Raw genomic sequence first — 25,145 nt, 5'->3', positions numbered from 1 at the left:
ATGTAGTCAACGTTGATGGCTTTAAACCAGGTTATCTACATGTTGTTGATCCAGTCTTTGGAGCAAGATGGATTAACGAAACAACCTTTACAAATTCATTTAATACAACTGGCATGGCCGTTTCTGTCGGCTAGTTAGTCCTTGATCAAGAATGGCTTTTTAAAAAGTCATTCTTTTTATTATGCTTAAATTCTAGTTATTCGTTTTCATTCCTATGTTAGTGGACATCTGTACTTAATCTGTATGTAACAGTTTTGTAATAAATTAGCGGTACACTCAATCTTGGAAATAAAGCCTTGGAGTGATAAAAATGTCTTTCAAAAAAGTAATCACAAGCACTGTCGCAGTTAGTATGTTAGCCGTTTCTGTTTTAAATACCGTTGCGGTTAATGCCGACACAGTTGATGATACACAGAACGCTATTTCTAATAATAAAAGTGAAACCGATAAGCTATTAAAAGAGATTGCTGCAGCTAATGCCGATAATATCAAATTACAACAACAGATTTCAGATAATGCCGCTAAAATTGAAAAAACAAAAACGAATATTGAACAATCAAACCAAAAAATTGACCAATTAAATGGGCAAATCAGAGGCGCTAAAGCTGAAGTCGCCAAAAGAACGACACTTTTAAAAACACAACTAGTCGCCTTACAGAAACAAACCGGCGATACCGTCAGTGGGAATATTTATCTTGATTTTGTGTTAAACTCAAAAAACTTCTCAGACTTAGTAGCCCGAACTTTTACGATTAACAAGCTAAACCAAGCTAGTAAAGACGCTCTCAATGACGTTAAAGAAGCTAAAGCACAATACACGAGCTTAATGGATCAACAGAAAACCACTCAAGCTAGCTTAAAATCCGATGAAGCTAATCTTGAAACGCAGCAAAACGATTTACAAGCAATGAAAACTAAGTCGGACAGTCAACAAGCTGCTTTAAATCAGAAAATTAATGATAATAAAGCAACATTAGTTGCTTTACAAACCCAATACGCTGATGCCGCAGCGGCTTTAAAAGCTACGCAAGATAAAGCTAAAGATGCTAAGGCTACTGAATCAACAAGTGCAAAAACAGAACCCGTTAACGTAGCGTCGAACAGTACTTCAACAACGGATAACAAGACTTCAAGTAGTACAAGCAACGATAGCAATACAAGCCAAGGCAATGGTGGTTCACATGCGAACGTCCCTGGTAACTCATATGAATGGGGTCAATGTACTTGGTATGCCAAAGAAAGAGCCCCTTGGGCTGGTAATAACTGGGGCAATGGCGGGCAATGGGGTTCTTCAGCCGCAGCGGCAGGTTTCCGTGTTGATCACACACCAGAAGCTGGCGCCCTTATTGTCTTCTTACCTGGCCAATCAGTTGGCGGGCAATGGACCGCCGATAGTACTTGTGGTCATGTTGGCTATGTAGAATCCGTTAGTGGTAACAATGTCACCTTTAGTCAAGGCGGCTTAGGGTTTAGTAATCCAGCAGGCCCTAACACCGCCACGCTTTCAGATGGTGGGAGTTACATTTACATTCATCGTTAATTATGCTATTTTATTCCATGAACCGGTTAATTCCCGTTCATCGGTTCGCACTCTAGCATCTAGCAAATAGAGTTAGCAGTAATCTTTTGAAGATTGCTGTTTTTTATTTTTTATAGAAATGAGGGATTACCATTATGGTCACCAGACTAGCACAAGATACAATTCAAGAACTTACTAAGGCGGCTCCGGACGGGATCAGTAAGCATTTGATTCTAAACACCACTTGCCCGGCAGAAGACATTGTCGCAACAATTGACTATTTTCGATTGCTTTTTCCCTTTACTTACCCTGAATACGTTATTCAAGATGAGGGTGTTTTATTAACGGTTGACCGTTCAGCAAGAAAATTCTGATTCGATTAATTCACCATGTTAAATCACCTAACAGCTTTGATTTAAAAGCGACATTTTAGAACATGCCGCTAATAATAAATATAAGTGACAAAATTAAAAAGCAGAAACAGCTAAAAATAACTAGCCGTTTCTGCTTTTTAAATGGTCGTTATCGCGTAGATTTCTTCAAAATTGATAAACTGATCACCAACAACCAGATAATCTTCATAAAATCCGTCGATCTTACCTTCAACAAACGGGGGTAAGTAGCCATCTTTATCCTGAATATTGCGCTCAATGCTGACGGTTAGCTGTTTGATAATTGCTTGGTTGATAATCGCTTCGATTTCTGAACTAGCCATCTGATCACTATGCTTTCGATTAATCTGCACCCGGTGCGCATTATCAAGTTTATTTAAGCTGACGGTATGGTCGCTTAGGTAGAACCCTTGCCACTTCATCATGCCGCGGTCTTGGTATTGATTCAAGAACTGAGTAACCACGTTGGGATCAAACTCGTATTTCTTACTCATAAGAATTTCCTCCATTATGGCCGCCAACAAGGCCGGCACGTTCAATTGCTGTGCCACCTTCAGCCACACTTGATAGTTTGACCAGCGAGGTGAAACCAAACCTTTGGCGAATTTGATCAACGGTTCTATCCAGATCACGTTTTTTTAAAGACGTCTGTTTTGTGTCAAAGAGATCGAGCTGCACGACATTATCGTTGACCAGGCCAGCACAACTAATTGAAATATTTCGAACGGTTTCACCTTCCCATTTGTTTCGAAAAAGGGTAATTGCGTAAGCAGCCAATAGACCATTGTCATTTGTTGCGTCAATCTTCATACTATGACCAAAACCTGACTTACCAGTTTCTTCTTTAGATCGAAAAGAATACCCGATGCCCAGGTGGATAACTGTGGCCGCTTTATGGTGAGCACGTATGCGTGCCGCGACTTGTTCCGCTATTTCTCGAATAACGATTTCGATTTCAGCCTGGTTTCGATAATCTCGTGGTAGCACCTGACTGTTTCCATACGATTTAGCCTTAGGTACGTACTTATCACGAATTAACGCCCGATCGATACCCCAACTAAACGCATATAACTGACTGCCTAACACACCAAACCTTTGCTTTAAAAGAAACGGGTTACTGTGTGCCAAATCATACATTGATTTAATGCCCATTTTGTTTAACTTTTCAGCTGTTCTACGGCCAATTGACCACAGGTCGTCAAGCTGCGTGACTGGCCACAATTTATCCTGGACATCTTCATAATGCCACTCGCCAATTAAACTGTGGGTACGTTTAGCTTCCATATCGAGCGCAAACTTTGCTAAAAGTGGATTGTCGCCGATACCGACCGTTAGATAAATACCTAGTTCTTTTTTGACTTTTAGTTGGATCTTCCGAGCAACTTCTCGAGGACTGTCTCCAAAGAGTTTCCAGCTGTCTGTCATATCAATCAATGATTCATCGATCGAATAAGGTTGAATATCTTCTTCAGCAGCGAACGTTTTAAATATCTCATTGATTGCCAAGTTGTACTTAATGTAAAGGTTCATACGCGGTGGCACTACAATTATACGTTTATCCTTTGGGACGTCTCTAGTTCGCATAACGTTACTTATTCCAAATATCTTTTTGGCCATTGGCGAAGCAGCAAGTACAAGACCACCATTAGTATTTTTGGCCGTCGACATAACCACCAGGATAGATCGCAGCGGGTTAAGATTCAATTTAACCGACTCAACACTGGCATAGAAGCTTTTCGAGTCAATCATGAACACAACCCGACGTGCCTCTTTAGAATAATCGTACATCTTCAGCACCACCTCTGATTGTGGCCGCTTGCTGATCTAACGCCTTTTGAATATTGCCAAATTCAATCATTGTCATTGATGGAAAATAAACCTGACACAGCTTGAAAAGATCGTTTTTTTGATAAAAATAATTACAACAATCAATCAAAACAGTTGTTTCATTCATTAATTCCTGACGCAGCTGTAAGCTACCATCTTGATGCAAAATGAAATATCTGTCTGAATTGGTAACCCAAATTGGTCCTTCTAAAATCATTGTCACAGCCCCTTTTGTAGTCCGTTATACAAACATGCGTTCGCTTTTGCAATGTATTATTAACTCCAAAACCTATTAACAACTTGCATGATAGAAACTACGAGATTGGGCTTTAGTAAATACAAAAGAGATTAATCTTAACTTAATCAATACATTTTTAAATAAGATCGAAAAAAGGCCCCTTAATAATAATTAAGGGGCCCTTTGATACTCATTGATTTTGTGATACCTACTAAAATTACAAACCTACAACGAGTTCATTATAGCACGTAATAACTTAAAAAAACGCCTATTTCACTTGACTACTACGTCAAAACGTAGTATATTATAAATACAGACAAATACAAGGGAGACCTAAATCATGAAACTAAGCGACTTCAAACTTTATAACAATATGGTTGATGAAATTAAAAATAACAAACAAGCTGCTATCGCTGGTGCTACTGGCTTAATCGAGGCGTTTAATTACGACTACGCAGCATTAGATGAAGATGAACGCGATTATGTTGACGATTCATTACTTGTATTGCTAAAAAAGCCTGAAGTGAAGACAATTGAAGATGCAGAAAAAGTTATTGATTTGATGGACGATGGCGTTGCCAATCCCGACTCTGAAGCAATTACTAAATATTACAAACTACTCGAAGATTTGAAAGATATAGAACGTGATTTAAATAAAGTGATTAAAATCGTTGATGAATTAGCAGAATACGGGTTCAAACCTAAGTCAATCAGCACTAGTCGTCTCTCAATCAGTACGTATTTAACTTTCGATATTGCAGATTATGACCGTTTAAAAGAAGAATACGATGGTGCTATCGACTTTTATGACATCGACGAAACCGCTCATGACTTTAGCGAATTTGAAGTAAGAATTAGTGATCATGAAGTCGGTGGTTACTTTAATGAAGCTATTGACGATGAAGTGCACTACAACAGCAATAACGCAAAAATTGACGTTAACAACTTTTAAGGAGAGACGATCATGGATAAAACAAACATTGATGAATTTTTAAAGAAGCGTGGTTTAACGCGCTATCAGGTGGCGCAACTTTCCGGTATCAGCCAATCAACCTTAAACGACGCTCGAAAGCGCCCGATTAACGCCATGACGGTAAAAACCTTACAGGCTTTAGCGATGGCCACTGCTGAAACACCAGGGGCTGTACTTGATGAGCTGCTTAAACTTCAAGGGAATCCAATCATTGGATTTATCCAAGCACACCCTTTTCTAAAGAAAGAACTTGTCACTGAGATTGAGGATTTACTGATTAAGGCCCATGAAGCTAATATTAATCTTAAGACAGTCACATTTAATCGTTATTATACTGAAAATGAAGACACAAATGAGAATGCTACAAAAGCCTTAATTAACTTAAAGGAACAGCTTGAAATATTTATCAACAACTTATCGGAGGAGAAAGAATAATGAATCTATTTATTTTAGGCAATGGTTTTGATCTTATGGCTGGTGCTAAAACTTCTATTGTAGACTACCTTACTAAGGTAAAGGAATCTAAAAATTATTATTTTGAAATAGTTGAAAATTACCTAAATTACGATCATATTAATGATGAGGCTGAAAAAGAAAAAGCTCGCTCTAATCTTAATAAACTTGGATTTTGGACTACTTTATTTTTAAAATGTCAAAATGATAGTGAATTAATACAATATCGGGTTCAAACATGGAAAAATATAGAATACTATATCTTTTTAGTTGTCAGTGAAGTTTATTACAAAGAGAATGAAAAAAATAAGGACAGTGACTTAACCAGCCACGAAAAAGAAATCATTCAACAATTAATCGATATCGCCTATCCTAATGAAAAAAAACTGCCTGAAATAGAACATAGAAAAGATCAGTTGTCTTACCTCTACCAAGAATTACTAAGATTTGATATTGCATTTGCGGAATATTTAAATAGTCTTAGTTATGATAAAAGTAAAAGCACTAATATGTCGACCGACATTGAGAAGGTTCTTTCAAACAAAGCGCATATCTGGTCAAACGATTTAGTTGAAAGACCATTTACTTTAAATAATGACGATATTATTTTAAATTTTAATTACACATCTGCAAATCATGCTTGTATTGAATATAAAGATGGTTTTTGTACAAATGACATGCAAGATTCAATTGATAAAAAAAGGCACACGGAATTCCATATCCATGGTACCTATCGGCAAGCAATCAAATTAAAACCAATAAATGATCAATCTGACCAGAAAACAAACACAATGCACTTTGAGTCTATTCCTTTGATATTTGGTTTTGATCAGAGTGTTTTAGTTGATAATGGCGTTTATGAATTGAATCGTTTTACTAAAACATATCAATTACTAGAGTTAGCACGGTATAGTAATAATTTAAATAGTTTTTTTAAAACTATTCAATCAAATTCTGATTTATCAATCAAAGATATTTATTTTATTGGACATTCCTTGAATAAATCCGATTGGTCTTATTTTTTCGCTATATTTGACTTTTTAAAATTACCCAGTCAATCTGATATCACATTACATTTTTTATTTTCTAAAGAATACGCAGAAACAAATACCGAGGCTATTAATGAGTATGAGAATTCAATATTTGAACTAATGATTGGTTATGGTGATCAATTAAAGCTAGTTGAAAACGGTTCTTATCTAATGACAAAACTTTTGCTTGAGGGAAATATCAAAGTAGAAAAACTTTCTCTCCCTAAAGAAATAAATGAATTTTACCAATAATTAAAAGCCTACGCATTTAGAAGAACGGCTCAAAACTGAGAATATTCAGCAACAAAAAAGGGGGTACATATTGATGTACACCCTTTTCTGTTGCCAACTCGTTTTATAAAATTTGTTGACAAATAAATTCATCGTTGCTACGATTAAATTGGTATCAGATATACTCAGCATTTTATTTCTTGAAAAAGGGGCCAACCTTTTTCAAGATTTTAGTCGCAGCAACGACCCAGATCAACTTTGCCTAAAGTTGGTCTTTTTTTTGTTTTTATTTTCGCGAAAAATAACTACTATGTTTAGCTTTTCTGCAATACTTATAAGAATTTTCCCAAAACTCTTTTCCGCCTTTGCTAGCGAGGAATGATTATTATTCGTAACGTTTCCACTGATTCGACTATCTTTTATAACAATCGTACGATTTGTTCTATTTTCGTTTGAGGTTGCAGCGTTTACGATATTATTTTGATTAATGAAAGTCACTAAAATCATTGCAAAAAGTAGAAAAGTAAATAGTGTATTTTTTTTAATAATTACCAGCTTTCTGCTGAGCATATCTGTATTTTAATCTTATAATAGTTTGTTCTAAAATTGCAAATTTTTTTAAAAGTGAAAACTCCGATAAAACTTAACTTAGTCTCAATTACTGTCAGGTTAATGAGACTTTTTTATTTGCTGTTATATCAATGTTTATTCAGTCTCATTTACTTAGTCTCGTAAATTAGTCAAGATTTTCTAGATGAACTGCACTTTTTACCAATAATTAACACTCATCCTAATCAAACAGTTATGCGATAGAAAAAGCGCCAAGTATTTTTTTATACTTGGACGCCTGGTAATTTGACAAAATTAAATTTATAGAAGTAACGAATATATGGTATAACGCAAAGTTTCCGATACCTTTTTTTAATAAAGACCATTAAGATTGGCATATATACACTTACCATTTAACACTTACCATTTAACATTTAACACTTTGTGCTAAATATTTTTAAAAGCATCTTTTTGTTCTAAAATGGTGTACATCTTTTCAAATCTTATTTTTTCATTTTCAGGTAGTTCCTCAATAGTTTTGTCAACTAAATTTTTAACTAGCTCTTTTTGGGACGTACCATACCCTAAATTTAGCAGAGCAGATATTTGATTACGTATATGATTATCAACTCTAATGTTAACTGGTAAAGTGACAGTTTCAGAATCCGTTACAATATTATTTCTTGCTACTTGCTCCTTTACAACTACTTGAGGGCCTCTTTTTAGTGACTGCTTTTCAGTGTTGTTAGAGTTTTTATGATCAAGCATTCCCATTTTTAATCATCCAATCTTTTTAAAATTTCTTTAGAAACATTTTCGAATGCAGAATGGACTTTTTTATCCCACGTATCTTTTGGACTGTCAGTAATACCGGTCATATCCATTCGCTTAATTCGTTCCATAATCGTAATCTTGTTTTCAAAAATATTATGTTCGCCAAAAGTTGCTGCAGCGGAACGTAGTATTTCATCGTCTACTGCAGCGTTACGTTTTGAGAGTACAGGTAGGATTCCCATAACATCTACCTTAGATTTAAACTCATTAATAAGAGTTTCTTGTAAATAACTGATTAGTACCTCTGCACCAGATAATGATCGCTCTTGAGTCTGAAGCACGACTATTATTTGGTCGCAAGCATAGAATGCAGTATCATTCGAAAGACTAATTGTAGGTGGAACATCAATGAATATGAAGTCATAGTCTGATTTCAAAGACTCAATTTTTTTTGAAAAGAACTCCACCTTCTCTAATTCGGTCGTATAAGTTCTGTCTAAGAATCGGGTATACATACTAAAATCAACTGCATTTGGAATCAATGCTAAATTATCAGTTACATCAATTGTAATATCTTTCAAATCTTTCCCATCATTTATAGCACTCATAAGAGACGTGCTAATCGTAATGACTTCATCGTTACTAACCTTGCTTTTCGTTTTTAGATACAACGATGTTAGATTTGCTTGTGGGTCAAAGTCAATTGTTAGAACTTTGTATCCCATTTTTGCTAAGTTATATCCAACAAGTGCTGTTGTACTTGTTTTACCGACACCACCTTTAAAATTTAAAAAAGATAACACTTTTGCTGTCATAATTACCCTCCATAACTTTGATAATTACATTATAGCACACCTAAGCAAAAGTGTTAAATGTTATATGTTAAATGTGATGTGTGAATAACATCATGGTATTCACATTATGTATTCAACATTATGTTAAATACACTAGTTGAAAAATAGGCTATACAAAGACCTGATCAATGGTATATGATAAACTCATTAAAAAAAAGCCATCACGAATTCGCACTTCGTGATGACCTACTATTTGGAGAAATTATTTAAGAGTTTTTTTCTTCAAAAGCTATGTGTTTAATTGTAAGCTATTTTTTTGAAAATGGCAATACTTAAAGGCTTATTTAAATATACATAAAAGTAGGTTAGTGTGGCTTTTCAAAAGAGTTTCTGACAATTTGTCAGGCTCGCATTTGCCTACGCTTAATTCTTAGAGCGAACTCGCAAATGCGGGTTCGCTCTTTTTAATACAAAGGAGATCACTATGAATAATCAGCCAAACTACTACAACATCAAACGCCAATATGCGCTTAAGTTCTTCCAGGTGCCAAAGGTCTTTATGACCAGCGATAAATACAAAAAACTAAGTGCTGAAGCGAAACTAGCATTTGCTATTTTGTCAGATCGTCTGCAACTCTCGATCAAAAATAAATGGTTCGATAAGGATGGCAATATTTATTTTATCTACACAGGTGAACAACTAGGGGTGATCTTAGGCTGCAGCCACAACAAAGTAAACAGCGTAAAGAATGAGCTGAAAGAAGCCGGTTTACTACTCATGAAGCGCATGGGTCAAGGCAAGGCTAACCGAATGTATTTACTGGAGCCAGAAATTACTGATAACGATATCTACGGAATCGATCAACTCGAAACAACGCCAAATTCAAGTATGGAAAAAGCTGTAAACATTGATGCAACAACGTCCATGTCTGATGAAGGAGCTGAAACCCTTGATAACACTAGATTTCTTAAAAAAGGAAATCTAGATTTCCTAAAAAGAGAAACAAGTGATACTGATATTAGTAATACTAAGTTATTAAAAAACATAAATACAGATTCTCTAGAAACAGATACTATCTCTGATCACGAAAAATCAATCACCGAACAACAAGATGCTGCGCTCTTTGAAAACCACTTGAATAACGATTCAATCTTCACTAAACAACACTTGTTGGATTTAAAACTCCTATCTGGCAATGACTTTGGCATCTTTTTAACCCTTCAACAAACCGTTTTACGGGCTAAAAAACAGGCGTTAAATGCCCATAAACTCCAAAGTAGCTTATTCGATTTACATGATGCCGATATTGCGACCCCGATTCATGACACCTTAATGCGCGCCGTACAAAAAGTCCGCTTGAACCAGGTCAATGATTTAAATAGCTATCTCTACAGTGTGATTTACACCGAATTTGAAAAAATTGGCAATGCTAGATGTATCGCTAGCGCTAAAGCGGGCTACAAACCACTTTTCTGGGACTGAATTAGGCCAAATAATGATCTATCGACAAATAAGCCTTGCTTAAAAACAAAGTCTTTTACGAGTTTAAAATCATTTTAAAATCTGTCTGAAATTATGCGGGACTTAAATAGCTAGTGTCTCTCGGGCCACTAAAACCTAAACGAAAATGGGTGGCATTTTGTTTTAAAGACTCAAAAAAGCGTCTCGAACGTTTCAGGTAACCACGACCGCTAAAATTGAAAAGCAAGTTGACTGACACCAATCTTGAACTAATCTGGCTAATGACAGGCTTAACAATGACGCTTTTTGTCACGTTAAAGAGTGCTACAAACTGCTTTTCAGCGCTTTGAATAGCTTTTTGAGTATAACGATAATGGCTAAAGTTCTCGTAGCCTAGTTTTTTTACTGCCCGTTCAATTGACCCCGTTGAGGTACAAGTGGCTACCGCTAATTCGCGAATGGTTGCCGATAATACTTTTTGTGGATGTTTTTTAAAGTAAGAGATCACTACTTGTTCGGTAAATGTTAAGTCCATCGAGGGTTTCCTCCTTGGCGCTAATTGGCACAAATGTCGTTGTTGATAAAATGGGTTATATTATTAATTACCTTGTTGTATCATTTAATTGTACTTGAATTCTAAGTACAAAAAAAGCCGTTAGACGTTGATCTAACGGCACATATTTACCACTTCTGGTTTAACTTGTTAAAAAAAAACTTGCTTTTTGAAAAAAGGAAAGGTAAGGTTAAGACAAGTTAATATGCAACACGAATTATTTGATTTCGTGCTGCGACAGAAGTGAAAAAACAAAAAGAAGAGCCCCAATCACCAGTCCTGGCAGACTAGTGAAAGGTTAAGCTCAACAAAGTCCCTGCACGACTAAGTTGGCCGCTCTCCTTGAGTTGACGCTTCCGCGCAACTCGTTATTAAGTATACTCGAACTGTGTGCTTTTTGCCATACTCTAAGTATAATTTTACCAGTTTAGTCTGATTATATTTAAATCAATAGGGGTTACCTATCGGCTTAGTGTGTCGCGATTTGTACTTGTTTAAGTATCTTGATAATGGGCGAGTGGAGTTGAAATTCAAAGAGGCTAGCAACTTATGTTGCTAGCCTCTTTTTTTGTTCCGTAATCCTGTAGAATCTATAAGTTTACGGTCTTCTGGTCTCGAATGACTGGAAGTTTTTCGCTTCTGTGACAGCACGAAAAGAATTAAATCTTTGGAGGTTCGCTTGATGACAAAACAGATTCTAGTTGGGTTACACATCCGATATGTTAACGGCCAAGCAGTTTTAAATACTGATCACCCTTACTTTTGGCAGATTGCACCGAAGACCAAGGGCAAGCCAAAAGTCGGAAATTTGGCCCTTGTTGATACCGCTAAAGGGCGTAAACATGTGGTTATTCTTGCGATCGAAGTCCGTGCTAAGTCAACGCTATATGACGGACTAACGAAAAAAGTTATTAAGTTTGAAGATCGTCAGAGTCATCATGAGGCCGTTAATCTTGCGTTTGAAAGATATCTTGCAGAGGAGCTGGCAACCGATGAAACATAAGCGCCGCCAAGTACTGACGACTCCGCTAAGTTTTGATCAGTTTGAGAAACAAGCGTACTCAGCTAAGCTCTTTGGCGGTACGGTTTTCATTAATTTAAAAGCTGGGCGCTTTGGTTATCGTGATGACCTCAGTCGTCAAGTTGCCGCGCATATCGTGTATGATCGGGCCCGAACGGTGATGAACTTAAAAAATGAACTGATTGCTAAGCGCAAGAACAAAGATCAACCGCTGCGTAAAGTCAGATACGAACGTCAATAATCAGCTTACCCGCTGTGATTTGCGAAGATAGTGAAACCTGATATTCGCAAAGTAAAACTTAAAGTGGCTGAGGCTACTAAATAAGCTATTGTAGTAACAATCGTCCTTTGAAATTTGAATAATATCGTGCCACTAGGGAGCTGTGCTAGTCGGATTAAGAGACTTTGAATTTAATAAGTGTCTTGAACACGATCAATTGAAACTCATACACGACACGGCTAAGAGACACCAACAAGTTGTTATTAACATTGACGCGTAATCGTGAGCGCCGACGCTTTGATTTAGCACCAAGCTAATTCAGGGATACTCGGCCATGGTTACTCACCGTTAGATGAATACGAACAACGTAGGTCAACAGATCAAGCCAAAATCTGTTCTTCACACAATAGTGTGTCGTTTAGGTCAAGTGGCTCTAAACCAAAAGCCATGAATATCTTTGTAAATCACAACGGGTAAACAATTAATTTCAAAGGTTATAAGAAACATAAAAATAGGAGGTTACGTTATGCCAGTAAGAAAAACAGAAAACTTAGCGATTAAAACGCTAGTTAGTTTTTTAAGAACAAATCATAGAGCATCAATTAGTTTAGTTGATTATTTTGAAAAACAACAAATAAGTCCTAAAGACCGTAATGCACTACTTTCACAAATTCATCGAAGTGAAGTCGTTGGCATTAAGTATAGATATGACGGGCCAGCCGTTAAAACAATGCTTTTTCTCAAAAAACAATAACACAAATGCTAGTTAGTTTTAAGTAGTCACGCCGCTTTTACTTAAATAGCTTACTTATACTAGTCAAAAGCATCAGTGATGATAAAGCTGAGGCACTGAAAACATTCCTTCCAATTCAGATTACTAACAGGGTGGAGTGGCTACTTAAAGCTAACTAGCATTGATGATTATTACTCATTTGGCGGCTTAATAAAGCCAGCATATTATTGATTAATTAGTTTGGAAGACAAAAGAATTCGCCATTCGCTAGTCAAAATCAAACGGAATAATGACAATGTACACCTCCTTAAAAATCGAACCGCGGTGTGCAAAGAAATTAGTTAATCAAATACTACAACATTTACACTGTCGATTGCTGGTTTTATTAAGCCTGTCAAAAGGCCTATTTAATCTTTAATTAAGGGCGTGATTTCAGGATATTTACCCCTAATTAAAAATCCTCAATACTTGACGTTTATCAATAAAAAGAAAATTAGTATCGCTTTGTGTTTGATATTGTATGCAAGAAATCACGTCCTTAATTAAGGATTAAATATAAGAAATGGACTTTCAGGAGGAATTAAAATGAGACTATTAATTTTAAATAGAAATAACTTTTTTGCGGGTGTCTGGAATGGATTAATCATGTCAATGCCACTATGGGCGGCAATATTGTTGCTGATTTATTTATTGATACATAGGTAAAAAGGAGTTGGAGAAGGGGTATGAACACTATTAAGGGCGCTTATTCAGTAAGCCGAATGAAGACAATATGGTCTGAGATTCGCGTGTATATGATCAAAGAAAAGCTAGTTTATTTAAAGTTATCAGCTGTTGAAAAGAGAATTCCAAATCTGGATCAGCAGAGATTGTCAACAAATGATAAAATGGTAATATGCTCAATCGTTCAGCGGGAAAACGAATTCGAGATGGTGGAAGACGATCGCGGTACAAAAATACTTCATTATTTTGGAGGTGACTGTCATGAATGATTGTGTACTAGGTTGTAATGGTCAAGTTAAATTGCCATTTGTGAATGGTCTTGGACAGTCGATTAATTTAGAATTAGGCACAAAATATACGGTTATCTTTCGAGGTGGTTACTATTTAGCCTTAAAAGATGGGGAAGTCGAAAGTGTCAGGCCAACAAACATGCCGATAAAAATGAAGACTGATAACAGGAATGTTATTCAGCTAAAAAGGAGAGGTTAGTATGAAAAACGGGGTAAAGGGTGTTCTATTAGGGAGTTCGCTATTGGCTGTTTTAGCACTTAGCGCTTGTGGGAAGTCTAGTGAAGCAAGTACCAATAGTTCAAAAAAAGAAAACGTCGCAAAAGTTTCATCAAAAAATAGCTCGAAAAAAGAAAAATCGGCTGCAATGAAGAAAAAGGCAGCAAAGGAATCAGCTGCCAAAAAAGAAAGCGAGAAGAAAGCACAAGAACAGAAGGCACAAGAAGCCTCACAGAAAGCTAGTGCAGAGTCAGCTCAAAATGTACAAAAAGCAGCTGAACAAGCGCAAGCTGCACAACAACAAACGCAGACTGATCAAAAACCAGTAAGTCAATCAGGTGCGGGGACAGCTGCAGCTACGCCAGCAAGTAATGCTAGCACACCGAATACGTCGAATAATGCGGCGCCAGCCCCAGCACCTGCGCCAGCAGAAAGTAAAGTATTAGGCGTTCCGTTTGTTAGTCAAGGTTCCACAATGTTATGTGAAGGGTCTTCACTCCTTGAAGCATTACACTATAAGGGTGTGACAGGACAAGGTATCTATCAATTTGTTAATTCGATGCCAAAATCAGCTGACAATAACCCTTATAATGGTTATGCCGGTGAATGGAATCGCAACGTTGATGGGACTTATCAGGGTATGATGGCAGGCCCGGTTGTTCAATGGGCAGCCGCAGTTGGTGGTCACGCAACACAGATTTCAGGGCCAGCAGCAATCAAGAATTCTATTCGTAATGGCAACCCAGTTGTCGCATGGATTGTTTACGACTTTGCGGCACCACAATTCAAGCAAATGCCTTGGGGGAGAGCGGTTTGGAATGGTCACGTTGTTTGTGTTGATGGCTTTAACCAAAGTGGTTATCATATCGTTGATCCAAATGCGGGTGCTTACTGGGTTTCAGCTGGAACCTTTGAAAGTTCAAATGGAGTCACTGGTATGGCTGTTTCAGTCGGATAATCGAACAAAAAGGTCTTCACTTAGTTAAGTGAAGACCTTTTTTGAATTTAGCTAAGAAAAATAAGTAAGTTGAACAATTCAATTTATCTGGTTACAAAGTATGTATAACTTTTACGAAAATATAGGGGGTTTTTAACATGAGTTGGAAGACCCAACAAACGCCACAACAGCTATTCAATCAAGCTATTTTAGCTTTAATACAACAATATGCTGAGCTTGCCTATCAAGATATGACAGAAAAGTTTGATGCGGTTTCACAACAGCTCAAAACAACTGAAACAGCCTTAAAGCAGTGCCAACAGCAAAACGAAGAAACTGCCCGACAGTTCGCTGCTTTAAGAGCTGAAAATGAAGTCCAAAAACAGAATATTCAAACCTTTGAAGCATGGTATGCTACACAACCCAGACGTTTTGAATAGTCTTGTCGTGTCTTCATTCAAACCTTAGGAGGTTGGTATGCCATACAACCAATTATTTATCAGCATAATAATTTAAAAAAGATGAATCGTTTTGATTCGTCTTTTTTTGTGCCTTAAAGGAGGTGATCACGATGTAAATCAAAGAAGAATTAGTCAGAGAATACAAAATTTATCAAAAAGAAAAGAAGGTTATAATGTTGAAATTTAGTTTTTCTAAAATCAAAACCAAAGCGGCCGCTGTTTTAGCGATCGCAACCATGGGGGTTCAACTCATTGCCCCCGCTGCGGCAAGTATTGGCTCCGTGAACGCTGCGACAAATACAAATCAAACCGTGACAACTAACACGTTTGGCAATAACAAATTAATCTCGCCAACGCTTGCTGGTTCGAGTGTGCGTTCAGAAGCACCGTTGACGTTCCACATGACAGGGGTTAACACCAAGGGCTATATGCGTGTTGATCATCATGATGGCAAGGCACCAGAGTATATGATTTCGGAACAATTCGCTGATCAATATAACCGAATTGCTTATTGTATGGATTCAGAATTACCAACACCTAACGGGGGTTCCTCAAATAATACTGCCGAAGGGAATGATCAATTTTTACGAATGTTTTTAAACGGTTATCCAACAAAATCTGCGTCACAACTGGGCACCGCCAACGATACTGAAGCGTGGTATGCCACACAAGCTGTTTCGTGGGTGTTAGCGGGCGACTTTAAGTATACAGATATTGTTTGGTCCACACCGGAACAAACACAAGACTCTGTTGATCGCGTGCACCATGCAGCAGATATCATTTATAATGCTGCAATTAATGGGACGGATACACAAAAGACAACCTTTGATTTACAAAAGGTTAACCAACAAGATAAAAATGGGTTCCACGAATTTACTTATCAAGTCAATTCCAACCGTTCAGGTATTGCACAAATCAAATTAAACAATACTGTCGCAGGATTAACCATTGTTGATCAAAACGGCCAACCAATCGCCAACAACCAAGTTAATTTAAACCAATCATTCACCATCAAAGTGCCCGTAACGGCGGCAAGTGGTAATGTAAACTTTGATGTTAATGGGAACGTAAAGAATTATAAGTCATTGGTGTTCGGCGATGTTGCGACAGGCTTTCAACGGGCCATCACAGCTTTTACAACTGATGAAACACCCGTGATTAAAAACGCCAGCTTTAATTGGCAACGGGCAGCTGGTCAAATCAAAGTGACTAAAATTGATGAAACGACTAAAAAGCCTTTAAAGAACGCTGAATTTACGGTCACTGATAACAATGGGCAAAAACAAGTCAAAACAACTGATGCCAACGGCGTTGCGACATTTAATATCTTACAAGGGTTAACGTATGATTTAAAAGAAACCAAAACACCAACTGGCTATCACGGTGGTTTTGAACAAAAAGGCATTACTTTAGCGAATAATGGTCAAGTATTTAGCTATACAGTTGGTAATACGCTAAATAAAGGGACTATCAAGATTCATAAAGTCGATCAAGATGGTAAAGCCTTAAAAGGTGCTGAATTTACTTTAACTGATAACACTGGTAAAAAAGTTGTTTCCATCACAGATAACAAAGGCTACGCTGCTTTCAAACTTGACGCTAATAAAACATACTCATTGGACGAAACTAAATTACCAGCCGGCTACCATGGTGGATTCCATAAAGACGGCATTACAGTTGCTAATGATGGTCAAACGTTTGAATACTCAGTCTCAAATATTTTAAATCGTGGGACGGTCAAAGTTCATAAAGTCGATCAAGATGGCAAAGTCTTAAAAGGTGCTGAGTTTACTTTAACGGATAACAACGGTAAGAAAACAGTTGCCACAACTGATGACAAAGGGTACGCTGCTTTCAATCTTGAAGCTAATAAAACGTATGCTTTAGATGAAACTAAAAATCCTGTTGGCTATAACGGTTCATTCCACAAAGCGGGGATTACAGTTACTAAAGACCAACAAGTCTTTGATTACACCGCTAAGAACACTTTAAATAAAGGTACCATCAAGGTGCTTAAAGTCGATCAAGACGGTAAAACACTTAAAGGTGCTGAATTCACTTTAACGGATAAAGACGGTAAAAAAGTTGTAAAAACAACCGATGACAAAGGCGAAGCTGATTTTGAAATTGTTGCTAATAACACTTATGATTTAAAAGAAACCAAGAATCCAACAGGGTACAATGGTTCATTTGAACAAAAAGATATTACAATCGAAAAAGATGGTCAAACCTTTAATTACAAAGCAACCAACAACCTGAACAAGGGTCAATTGAAGTTGGCGAAAGTTGATGAAAATGGTAATCCCGTTAAAGGGGCAGAATTTACCTTAACTGACAATGACGGTCATAAAGTGACTGCAACAACTGATGACAAGGGTTACGCTATGTTTGATTTAGTTGCGAACAAGACGTATGCTTTGGACGAAACAAAGACTCCGGCTGGTTATTCTGGTTCATTCCATCAAGCCGGTCTTTCAATCAAAGCTGATGGTGAAGTAATCAATCTTAAAGCAGTCAACACTAAAAATAAAACGTTAATTAAAACCGGTAGCCAAAAATCCATTGGCGGCTTATTAATGGTAGTAGGGCTTATCTTACTCGTAATTGCGGGTGTCTTTTATTTTCTAAAGAAGAAAGCTGATCGTGCTTAAAAATGAGAAGTCGATCAAAACATGATTGGCAACAGGTTTTAATCTTGGCTTTGGCCGTAACTGGGGTTTTAATCTTGGTGTTTGCCTTATACAGTCTTTTCAAAGTTACCAATGAAGCCAAGCAACAGCTTAATAATCAAGCACAATTAATCAGCCAAACAAAACAGGCTTTAAAAAAGCCAACCAAAGCTAACCGCCAAGCGCAGTATGATCCAAATAGTATTCATGATTTTAACTATCAAGACTATGAAGCGGCTATCGCCAACCAGGTAATTAATCAATCAGCAGTCGGAATTATTACCATTCCGGCAGTTGGCATTGAAGAGCCAATTTTAGAAGGGGTTAGTAATCAAAACCTTTCAGTAGGCGTTGTGACGGTCAAACCCAATGAACAACCGGGAGTCGGTAACTACGCCTTAGCGGGCCACAATGAATTAAACAGTGGGCGCTTGTTATTCGGCAATTTAGTGCACGTCAAAGTTGGTGATTTAATCAAGATTACGACGCGTCAACGTGAGTATCATTATCAGGTGACCCAAGTCAATCACAACTTAGATGCTAGTCATGGTGAAATCATTAGTGATCAACAAGGAAGTCAGATCATCACGCTGTACACATGTAATAATCGGACGGAAGCCGGTCGAATCATGGTTAGAGGTAAATTAATCTAAAGTAGTTTATTAAGCTACGGATGTGATCGATTTCTACCTTTTCTTATTTAGATTATTTCTGTGATATAAGACACTTCAAGAGATTAATACCGTACGTTAGAATGATTGACTGAGAGGGCGGTCAATCTTTTTTTGATTAGCTTTTAAATAGTAAAATGGGGTGCTATAATAACCTTGTAGTTTCCCCAAACTACATTGTAAGTATTTTTTTCACTTAAAGCAGTTGTTTTCAACTGTTTGCCTCTAATAAACTTATGTACTACTAGTGGCTACCTTAATTGGTAGCTGTTTTTTTATTGATTTTAAAGGTGTGGTTGAAAATCGCACACACTGAAGTAATCGCCATTGATGCTTTATTTGGAGCCACATAACCGGGGCTCACTCCTTAAATGATATTTTTATTTCAGTACGTAGAAGTGGCTATCAAAAAAAGGTAGTCATTTTTTTGTGTTTAGGGCTATGACGGTCAAAGGTCATAGCTTTTTTTGTTGGCGAAATTCAACATAAAAAAAGTTAACTGAATGAGAAGGGGAGAAAAAATGAAAAGTTATCCCATTAATGATTCGTCAGAAGCGATTCATACCGTGTGCGTGACGTTTCAGATTGATGAATACCGAGGCTATGCTTACTATAAAATTGGTGGTAGCACCAAGGGTTGGCAAGTCATCGGCAGTTATGATTTAGTTGAAGTGTTATCGGAAGCTGCGGATACCGGTAATTTAGAATTTGAACAGATGAAATTGGTACTTAATGATGAAACTTTTGACATTGAATTGACCGACAAAGATGGTAATAGTTGTCAGTATGCCGATGAAATAGATTGGTTAGACAAACTCATCGTCGCAGTTGAAATTGTTAAATATGAATAATTTGTTAGATAAGTCGCAAGCCAGACGGGCTTGCGACTTTTTTTGTACCAACAATGAATAATGCAGAACTGTAATTAGGAAAGTAGGGAAGTAAATGGCATTTCAGCAAATAAGGGGGCGGTGCCGCGTTTCAGTGAAAGATATTCGTCATATTAAGCGCTATGACTATGGCTTATGGCTCTTTATTGAAAATGAAGTCTTCAACCAAAAATATAAAAAGAAAGCCTTAAAAGGTAACGATCTTCTAATTCAACAAGGGACGCGTGAACTTAAAGACGAGTTCATTGGTCGTTTTATAATTCAAAAAAGTAATTTTGGCGAGCAATTTACGCAGATTAAAGTTGCGCGCACAGAAAAAACTGAGTAGCCAAATAAAATTGGAGGTGAGTACAGCATGTCAAAGGCCCGTAGTCCCCCAATTATTTAAAGGAGTGTTTTTGTGCAATCACAAGAAGCTAGCAAGATTAAAAAGGCGTTAGATAAATTGCTTGATTTAACCTATGAGGATAGTGGGAAGTACAAACATTATCGCTTATTACTTGAGCCAAAAGAAATGAAATCTAAACACGGCCAATACGATTGGCAAAGCCAAGCAATTCAAATTTATAACTTTTCAAGGAAGCCAGCCTTTACAATGTTGACTTGTCTTCATGAATTGGCCCACCATGTCCAAATTATTGATACTGGTAATTCGGATCATACTGAAGCGTTTTATGCACGGTTTCATAAGCTACTACTGACTGGCATTGGATTAGGTTGGATTACCGCGTCAGATATTGAACAAGAAAATGATGCTAGTGACTGTCAGAAGTTAGAAAAATATTATGGGGCACCATCTGCTTGGTCAATTCCTGAAGTATCAATCGAGGCAGCGTATGTTTTAACGGTCAAAAACGCCTATGCTGAAAGAGATTATCTTAAAGCAAACCATTTTAAGTGGTTTGCTTTAATGCAAGGATGGCAAAAGACGGTTGATAGCTTAAATGAAGCTGAATTATGTAAAGATATTTTGATTAATAAAAATCGTGAATTGATTGTCAATATTACGAATAAATCATTCCCGCAGTTTTCGATGATGTATTACTTAATTGTTAAGAATGGCTATGAACAACGCCAAGTACTTAGAAAATTGGGTTATAAATGGCAAGGGTTTGAGATCAAAAAGTGTTGGGTGAAAAAAATTGTATCGCAAACGTATCATGAGGAGCTAGCTAAAGCTGCTGAATACGGTTTAGCGCCACAGTTAATTTTCCCTAAAAATAAAAGTTAAATACTAAATAGATCGGAGATAGAAATGTGGTATCAACAGTTGAATTAAAACGTAAAAAAGAATTAGCGAGCGCTATTCTAGCAAATAAAAACGTTAAGCTAAATGATTGGCTTGAGGCGCAATATGATCAAGTTATTATGGATAACCAACAAGTTGTCCTAGAAGCCTTGAATGCTTATCAAACCAAAAATAGACGACAAATGGAGGTGCGTTAAGTTGGATAAAATTATGGCGGGGCTAAATTCTCTATCAGGAGCAGCGACTTTATTTGCAGGTGGATACGCCACCTTCAAATTTATCCTAATGGGAATTGGCCATATGGAAAAGAACCCACAAAAAGTCGAGGCTGCCCGTGATGGTATGAAAAATATCGTGGTAGGTTTAGGTATTGCTCTTTTAGCGTTTGCAATTACAGCATGGTTGAAAGGTATTTTCGGGTGATTTAATGATTACCGCTTCTTTTGATGCAAACCGTAAATTAAAGAAAATCATACCTAAAGGACAAGTGCCGCTAAGCGAAGTCAGTGCTCAATTGGCTGCAATCGAAGACTATGCGAATAAGAATAGTTTAACGGAAGTTTGTGAGTTGAGTCTGTTAGAAGATGACCAAAGTATTTTTAAAGATGATATTCAGTTTGGTGCCGGTAATCCGTATGTACAATCCGTGTTATCGGTTGTTAATCATACTTTAGAGACCACTTTCAAAGATGTCCCTAAGGCATCAAAAGAAGCTCTAATTAATAAAATTACCGAAGCCCTTCAACAGACTCAAGAAACTGGCAAACCCCTTCAAACTATGGAAAGACCACAACCACAACCTGACGTGCCACGGGTGGAACCTCAAAAAGAAACACCAAATACATCGGTTGTTCGGCAAACCGACAAGGCGTCGCAATCTAGCCGAATGGCCTATCAAGTGGCGCAAAGAAAGAACCGGAATGGGAAGCGAATAGCTTTCCATTACCAATTACCAAGCATTAAAGTACCACGACTACATGTCTCAAAAGGCATTTTAAAAGGTGGTCTTAGTCTAGCTCTCATGTTAATGATTGGCTGGCTTGTTATCTTCAGCTTTCAAGTTATCAAACACCAGGTTCAGCAGCCACAGACTTATGAAACATTAATGACCAATAAAGATTACTTAAAAGCCGCTAAATTATATCCGAAACGCAGAAAGGCAATCGAATCTAAGCTAAGTAACGGGCCTATGAAGACGTTACAAACGTTCAATACCCATTACCCGAGTGCAGAGGGTAAATTTGATTTAGCCTTTATGAATCATAAGTGGTCAACTGTGGTTAAAACAAATAATGTCACGATGACTAAAGTACGTAAAGCGCAACTAGCAGTTGCTTATTTAAAATTACATGAACCGGAACCAGCGCAGCGGTTGAATTTAGAAGTGAACGATCAAAAATTAGCCGGTGCAATTGCTTTAGAATATATCAGGCAAGGAAACACCGATGAAGCCACTGCGATTAATCAAAAACTGAAAAGCAGTGAATTAACCGATTTGATTAATGCCGGTAAAGCCTATCAACAAGCGATTAATAAGTACCAGCAAGAAGCAAATGATCAAAGTTTATCAGCCACACAAAGAGCACAGGCAGCGGATAATTTAAGCGTCTGGCAACATAACCTAAAAACGATTGGAGAATAAAAAATGGCAGATCATAACTTTAAAAATAAAAGTCTAGTCCCCATACTGACAATTTGCGGGTTAGTATTATTAATAGGGGGTGGCGTTTATGGGGCTTCAGGGAACCAAGATAAAATTCAGGTTAGCGAAAGGCATACAACACAACGTCATCACGCTAAAGGACAAACAAAAAACAAACATAAAGACAAAAATTTAATTGATAAAGCGGTTGATGCCATCGATGATGTTGGACAAGGTGCCGTAAACGTGGTTGCCTCAGCACTTGGCGATGACAATTTGCAAGAGGCACATGCAGCGATCAATAAAGACCGTGACAAGTTAGTGGAAGCAGCGTCAGTAATCGCAAAACAACCAGAGTTACCTAAAGACCCAATTAAAGAATTAGTAGTAAATAATGATAATGATACGCAAAGACAAGCTGGTGAGGACAATGGCGATCACGTTATGCCTAGTCCGGTGCCAAATCCAACACCGAGCCCGAAACCTGATCCTAAACCAACCCCAGACCCAGGGCCGACACCCGATCCAACACCTACGCCCACACCAACCTCAACGCCACAATTGCATGTGCCAGGGTTTGTGGTTGTCCACGCGCACAGCCAAGTTGATTTAATGCGCAATGTTAGTGCCAGTGACGAAGTCGACGGCGATTTAACGAGTGCGGTTAAAGCCTCAGTTGATCATATTGATACCTCAAAGATGGGCTGGACGTTTGTGCGGTATAGTGTCACAAACTCACAAGGTGTAACCACTAAAAAGATTGGTATTTTTGATGTCGTGAACGATGCCCCAACGCTTGATGCGCCTGATTGTCGGGTTGAAGTTCAACAACAATTTGACCCAATGCAAGATGTAAATGCCAGTGATACCGAAGATGGAAATTTAACGGATAAAGTCCAAGTGGTTGAAAATAATGTCGATACCTCAAAACCAGGAATTTACACGGAAACATTAAAAGTAACTGATCAAGATGGCAAAGAAGCGCAAGTGACACGAAAAGTTGAGGTCTATGCGGCAAGTCCTGAAATTGATTTAAGCCAAGTCAGCCGTGAAGTAGAAGTCGGTACTCAATTTGATCCTTTGGCAAACGTTAAAGTCACTGACCACTATCAAAATGATTTAGCGGTTAAAGTATCCGGCAGTGTTGATACAAGTAAAGTAGGAGCCTACGAATTAACTTATAGCGCAACGAATCGTTATGGTAAAACGACGTCTGAAACAATCACCGTTAACGTGCTTGCCGATGCGCCACAGATTGATGTTAGCCAGGTTAAAACCCAAGTTGAAGTTGGCAGTCAATTTAAGCCATTAGATAATGTCGTCGCGACCGATAAATATGACGGTAAGTTATCCGTTAAAGTGACTGGCACCGTTGATACTAAAAAGGTTGGCTCTTATCAATTAACGTATAGTGCAACCAACCATTATGGTGAAACAACTGATAAAATAGTAATGATTAACGTTTATGCTGAAAAACCAGTCATTACTGGAATCGACGCAAAGACAATTAAAGTCGGTGAACAATTTGATCCGATGGCTGGAGTTAAAGCCACAAGTAAATATGGCCAAGCGGAAGTTAGCGTTAGTGGCCATGTTGATAACCAAAAGGCTGGTGAATATACCTTAACCTATCACGTCAAAGACCATTATTCAGAATTGAGTTTTGAACGGATTATTACAGTCGTGGCACAAAATAAATAACTACGAGCAAAGCTGTTGCTCGTTTATGAAGCTCGTGGTATAGTAACTGTAGCGATAAATTAGGAGTTTATAACGCATTTGGTACACAAAGAGCCATTCCCCTGCATGGGAATGGCTCTTTTTTTGCGTCCTGCGATGACAGACGTGTGGGTTAGTGACACCTCTATTGCTTATCGTGTCGATCATCTAACCAATGATCGAATAGTGAATTTACTATACCCGAAATTACCGAAGTAATAATCGGGACGATAAGTAAAATTAGGAATTTATAAAACATTTGGCACACCCCCTCTCGGGGCGAGGTGCCAATTACTATTGTATCAAAAAATAGGTAAAAAAAGCGCTATTGAGTAAATAACAAAATTTCTATGAGGTATCGAAATTGTTACCGTTTAAAATGAACGCCTGCTTAATTTTAAAATGATTTTTGGGTAATTAGTCTAGCGAGGACTAAAAAGCTGTACAGGCACTTAAAATTAAATATTTGCGTTATTTAAAAAAAAGTGCGCTTTATTTAATGATCAAGGAGGTATTAGGTATATGGTAAATGAATTTTATGTATCGGGTCAGATTGTGCACAGGGGCCCATTGGAACAAAAGAAAAGCGGGCAATCAATAGCTAAAGTCATTATTACTAACGAAGTTAATATCCAGCAATCTTTTGAAGATAATTTCCTAACAATTATTTTCTGGGGTGAGATGGCTAAAAAGCTAGTGAACGAGACAGAAAAAGGTATGACAATTTTAGTCGACGGACAACTAATTAATACGAAAAAGGATTTAGAAAAGAGTCAAAATTGCCTGTTGATTGGACAATCGTATACGATTAAAACCAGTCAAGTTGAACAACCACGATCAGCAAATACAATCGAAGCTAGTTTAAGTGATCCAGCAATAAAATTTGAACAAAAGTGAGGTCTCTGTA

General features: G+C 37.5%; 30 protein-coding genes and 1 pseudogene. 24 read left to right on the top strand and 7 right to left on the bottom strand.

All coding sequences use genetic code 11. The annotated features are described in order from the left end of the window. From J7Q78_RS10055 to J7Q78_RS09040, 3 genes and pseudogenes are all read left to right on the top strand, one after another. Positions 1 to 134: pseudogene (locus J7Q78_RS10055) on the top strand (C39 family peptidase); the annotation flags it as partial. A gap of 176 nt (positions 135 to 310) precedes the next feature. Beyond that, positions 311 to 1,540 carry a CHAP domain-containing protein gene (locus tag J7Q78_RS09045; protein WP_208423128.1) on the top strand — a complete coding sequence of 410 codons (1,230 nt, stop codon included), beginning with the start codon at positions 311 to 313 and terminating at the stop codon, positions 1,538 to 1,540. Between the two features lie 134 nt (positions 1,541 to 1,674). Further along, positions 1,675 to 1,893 (top strand): hypothetical protein, encoded by a 219-nt coding sequence (locus J7Q78_RS09040; protein WP_208423127.1) that lies wholly within the window; start codon positions 1,675 to 1,677, stop codon positions 1,891 to 1,893. Positions 1,894 to 2,030: 137 nt separating this feature from the next. On the opposite strand, the gene J7Q78_RS09035 is transcribed toward J7Q78_RS09040, so the two are convergent. Genes J7Q78_RS09035 through J7Q78_RS09025 form a run of 3 tightly spaced genes read right to left on the bottom strand, consistent with a single transcriptional unit; the run spans position 2,031 to position 3,955 of the window. Then, a complete protein-coding gene (locus J7Q78_RS09035) occupies positions 2,031 to 2,405 on the bottom strand; it encodes a hypothetical protein (RefSeq protein WP_235688097.1) in 375 nt (124 codons plus the stop codon). Next, positions 2,398 to 3,699 carry a Y-family DNA polymerase gene (locus J7Q78_RS09030; protein WP_208423140.1) on the bottom strand — a complete coding sequence of 434 codons (1,302 nt, stop codon included), beginning with the start codon at positions 3,697 to 3,699 and terminating at the stop codon, positions 2,398 to 2,400. The genes J7Q78_RS09035 and J7Q78_RS09030 overlap by 8 nt, the downstream gene beginning before the upstream one ends. Further along, on the bottom strand, positions 3,683 to 3,955 hold the full coding sequence (locus tag J7Q78_RS09025) for a hypothetical protein (protein WP_208423126.1): 273 nt from the start codon (positions 3,953 to 3,955) through the stop codon (positions 3,683 to 3,685). The genes J7Q78_RS09030 and J7Q78_RS09025 overlap by 17 nt, the downstream gene beginning before the upstream one ends. A 361-nt stretch (positions 3,956 to 4,316) precedes the next feature. Here J7Q78_RS09025 and J7Q78_RS09020 point away from each other — a divergent pair, with 361 nt between their 5' ends. Genes J7Q78_RS09020 through J7Q78_RS09010 form a run of 3 tightly spaced genes read left to right on the top strand, consistent with a single transcriptional unit; the run spans position 4,317 to position 6,685 of the window. Beyond that, positions 4,317 to 4,928 (top strand): hypothetical protein, encoded by a 612-nt coding sequence (locus tag J7Q78_RS09020; protein WP_208423125.1) that lies wholly within the window; start codon positions 4,317 to 4,319, stop codon positions 4,926 to 4,928. Between the two features lie 12 nt (positions 4,929 to 4,940). Then, positions 4,941 to 5,384: a helix-turn-helix domain-containing protein gene (locus J7Q78_RS09015; protein ID WP_208423124.1), complete on the top strand. Its 444-nt coding sequence runs from the start codon at positions 4,941 to 4,943 to the stop codon at positions 5,382 to 5,384. Continuing rightward, positions 5,384 to 6,685, top strand: a complete 1,302-nt coding sequence (locus J7Q78_RS09010; protein ID WP_208423123.1) for an AbiH family protein — start codon at positions 5,384 to 5,386, stop codon at positions 6,683 to 6,685. Before J7Q78_RS09015 ends, J7Q78_RS09010 begins: the two co-directional genes overlap by 1 nt. 975 nt (positions 6,686 to 7,660) lie before the next feature. Here J7Q78_RS09010 and J7Q78_RS09005 read toward each other — a convergent pair. Both J7Q78_RS09005 and J7Q78_RS09000 read right to left on the bottom strand, forming a co-directional pair. Continuing rightward, on the bottom strand, positions 7,661 to 7,987 hold the full coding sequence (locus tag J7Q78_RS09005) for a DUF5388 domain-containing protein (protein ID WP_208423122.1): 327 nt from the start codon (positions 7,985 to 7,987) through the stop codon (positions 7,661 to 7,663). Between the two features lie 2 nt (positions 7,988 to 7,989). Next, complete coding sequence (locus J7Q78_RS09000) at positions 7,990 to 8,802, bottom strand: ParA family protein (RefSeq protein ID WP_208423121.1); 813 nt, start codon at positions 8,800 to 8,802, stop codon at positions 7,990 to 7,992. Positions 8,803 to 9,265: 463 nt separating this feature from the next. Between J7Q78_RS09000 and J7Q78_RS08995 the strand changes: the two genes are divergently transcribed. Next, positions 9,266 to 10,264 (top strand): replication initiator protein A, encoded by a 999-nt coding sequence (locus J7Q78_RS08995; RefSeq protein ID WP_208423120.1) that lies wholly within the window; start codon positions 9,266 to 9,268, stop codon positions 10,262 to 10,264. Between the two features lie 91 nt (positions 10,265 to 10,355). Here J7Q78_RS08995 and J7Q78_RS08990 read toward each other — a convergent pair whose 3' ends face one another. Continuing rightward, entirely contained in the window at positions 10,356 to 10,778 is a 423-nt protein-coding gene (locus J7Q78_RS08990; RefSeq protein ID WP_208423119.1) for a MurR/RpiR family transcriptional regulator, read from the bottom strand. A gap of 700 nt (positions 10,779 to 11,478) precedes the next feature. Between J7Q78_RS08990 and J7Q78_RS08985 the strand changes: the two genes are divergently transcribed. The 16 genes from J7Q78_RS08985 (at position 11,479) to J7Q78_RS08910 (ending at position 24,220) form a co-directional block, all read left to right on the top strand. Continuing rightward, positions 11,479 to 11,799: a DUF5839 family protein gene (locus tag J7Q78_RS08985; RefSeq protein ID WP_208423118.1), complete on the top strand. Its 321-nt coding sequence runs from the start codon at positions 11,479 to 11,481 to the stop codon at positions 11,797 to 11,799. Continuing rightward, positions 11,789 to 12,058, top strand: coding sequence for a hypothetical protein (locus J7Q78_RS08980; protein ID WP_208423117.1), 270 nt, complete (start codon positions 11,789 to 11,791; stop codon positions 12,056 to 12,058). Before J7Q78_RS08985 ends, J7Q78_RS08980 begins: the two co-directional genes overlap by 11 nt. Positions 12,059 to 12,563: 505 nt before the next feature. Next, a complete protein-coding gene (locus tag J7Q78_RS08975; RefSeq protein ID WP_208423116.1) occupies positions 12,564 to 12,791 on the top strand; it encodes a hypothetical protein in 228 nt (75 codons plus the stop codon). Between the two features lie 704 nt (positions 12,792 to 13,495). Continuing rightward, positions 13,496 to 13,762, top strand: a complete 267-nt coding sequence (locus J7Q78_RS08970) for a hypothetical protein (protein ID WP_208423115.1) — start codon at positions 13,496 to 13,498, stop codon at positions 13,760 to 13,762. Continuing rightward, on the top strand, positions 13,755 to 13,982 hold the full coding sequence (locus tag J7Q78_RS08965; RefSeq protein ID WP_208423114.1) for a hypothetical protein: 228 nt from the start codon (positions 13,755 to 13,757) through the stop codon (positions 13,980 to 13,982). The genes J7Q78_RS08970 and J7Q78_RS08965 overlap by 8 nt, the downstream gene beginning before the upstream one ends. Before the next feature lies 1 nt (position 13,983). After that, the gene (locus J7Q78_RS08960; RefSeq protein ID WP_208423113.1) at positions 13,984 to 14,958 is read left to right on the top strand and encodes a C39 family peptidase; all 975 of its coding nucleotides are present in this window, start codon (positions 13,984 to 13,986) and stop codon (positions 14,956 to 14,958) included. 137 nt (positions 14,959 to 15,095) lie between these two features. After that, positions 15,096 to 15,377 (top strand): hypothetical protein, encoded by a 282-nt coding sequence (locus J7Q78_RS08955; protein ID WP_208423112.1) that lies wholly within the window; start codon positions 15,096 to 15,098, stop codon positions 15,375 to 15,377. A gap of 194 nt (positions 15,378 to 15,571) precedes the next feature. Then, the gene (locus J7Q78_RS08950) at positions 15,572 to 18,049 is read left to right on the top strand and encodes a SpaA isopeptide-forming pilin-related protein (protein ID WP_208423111.1); all 2,478 of its coding nucleotides are present in this window, start codon (positions 15,572 to 15,574) and stop codon (positions 18,047 to 18,049) included. 2 nt (positions 18,050 to 18,051) lie between these two features. Further along, entirely contained in the window at positions 18,052 to 18,720 is a 669-nt protein-coding gene (locus J7Q78_RS08945) for a class A sortase (RefSeq protein WP_208423110.1), read from the top strand. A gap of 539 nt (positions 18,721 to 19,259) precedes the next feature. Next, the gene (locus tag J7Q78_RS08940; RefSeq protein ID WP_208423109.1) at positions 19,260 to 19,589 is read left to right on the top strand and encodes a DUF5406 family protein; all 330 of its coding nucleotides are present in this window, start codon (positions 19,260 to 19,262) and stop codon (positions 19,587 to 19,589) included. A gap of 94 nt (positions 19,590 to 19,683) precedes the next feature. After that, positions 19,684 to 19,956 carry a hypothetical protein gene (locus J7Q78_RS08935; protein WP_208423108.1) on the top strand — a complete coding sequence of 91 codons (273 nt, stop codon included), beginning with the start codon at positions 19,684 to 19,686 and terminating at the stop codon, positions 19,954 to 19,956. Between the two features lie 72 nt (positions 19,957 to 20,028). Beyond that, positions 20,029 to 20,859: a hypothetical protein gene (locus J7Q78_RS08930; protein WP_208423107.1), complete on the top strand. Its 831-nt coding sequence runs from the start codon at positions 20,029 to 20,031 to the stop codon at positions 20,857 to 20,859. 26 nt (positions 20,860 to 20,885) lie between these two features. Continuing rightward, positions 20,886 to 21,074, top strand: a complete 189-nt coding sequence (locus tag J7Q78_RS08925; RefSeq protein ID WP_208423106.1) for a hypothetical protein — start codon at positions 20,886 to 20,888, stop codon at positions 21,072 to 21,074. 1 nt (position 21,075) lies between these two features. Next, positions 21,076 to 21,300: a hypothetical protein gene (locus J7Q78_RS08920; RefSeq protein WP_235688095.1), complete on the top strand. Its 225-nt coding sequence runs from the start codon at positions 21,076 to 21,078 to the stop codon at positions 21,298 to 21,300. Positions 21,301 to 21,304: 4 nt separating this feature from the next. Next, positions 21,305 to 22,519 carry a hypothetical protein gene (locus tag J7Q78_RS08915; RefSeq protein ID WP_208423105.1) on the top strand — a complete coding sequence of 405 codons (1,215 nt, stop codon included), beginning with the start codon at positions 21,305 to 21,307 and terminating at the stop codon, positions 22,517 to 22,519. Positions 22,520 to 22,522: 3 nt separating this feature from the next. After that, a complete protein-coding gene (locus J7Q78_RS08910; RefSeq protein WP_208423104.1) occupies positions 22,523 to 24,220 on the top strand; it encodes an immunoglobulin-like domain-containing protein in 1,698 nt (565 codons plus the stop codon). A 163-nt stretch (positions 24,221 to 24,383) separates the two neighbouring features. Here the strand turns inward: J7Q78_RS08910 and J7Q78_RS10150 are convergent, their stop codons facing one another. Next, entirely contained in the window at positions 24,384 to 24,497 is a 114-nt protein-coding gene (locus tag J7Q78_RS10150) for a type I toxin-antitoxin system Fst family toxin (protein ID WP_208423103.1), read from the bottom strand. A gap of 263 nt (positions 24,498 to 24,760) precedes the next feature. On the opposite strand from J7Q78_RS10150, the gene J7Q78_RS08900 reads away from it, so the two are divergent. Continuing rightward, positions 24,761 to 25,135: a single-stranded DNA-binding protein gene (locus tag J7Q78_RS08900; RefSeq protein WP_208423102.1), complete on the top strand. Its 375-nt coding sequence runs from the start codon at positions 24,761 to 24,763 to the stop codon at positions 25,133 to 25,135. Positions 25,136 to 25,145: the final 10 nt, after the last annotated feature.

Origin of the sequence: Latilactobacillus fragifolii (assembly GCF_905332535.1) — a bacterium.
GTDB classification, from domain to species: domain Bacteria; phylum Bacillota; class Bacilli; order Lactobacillales; family Lactobacillaceae; genus Latilactobacillus; species Latilactobacillus fragifolii.
Note: the sequence above shows the minus strand (reverse complement) of the source record. Positions and strands in the feature narration are given on the sequence as shown.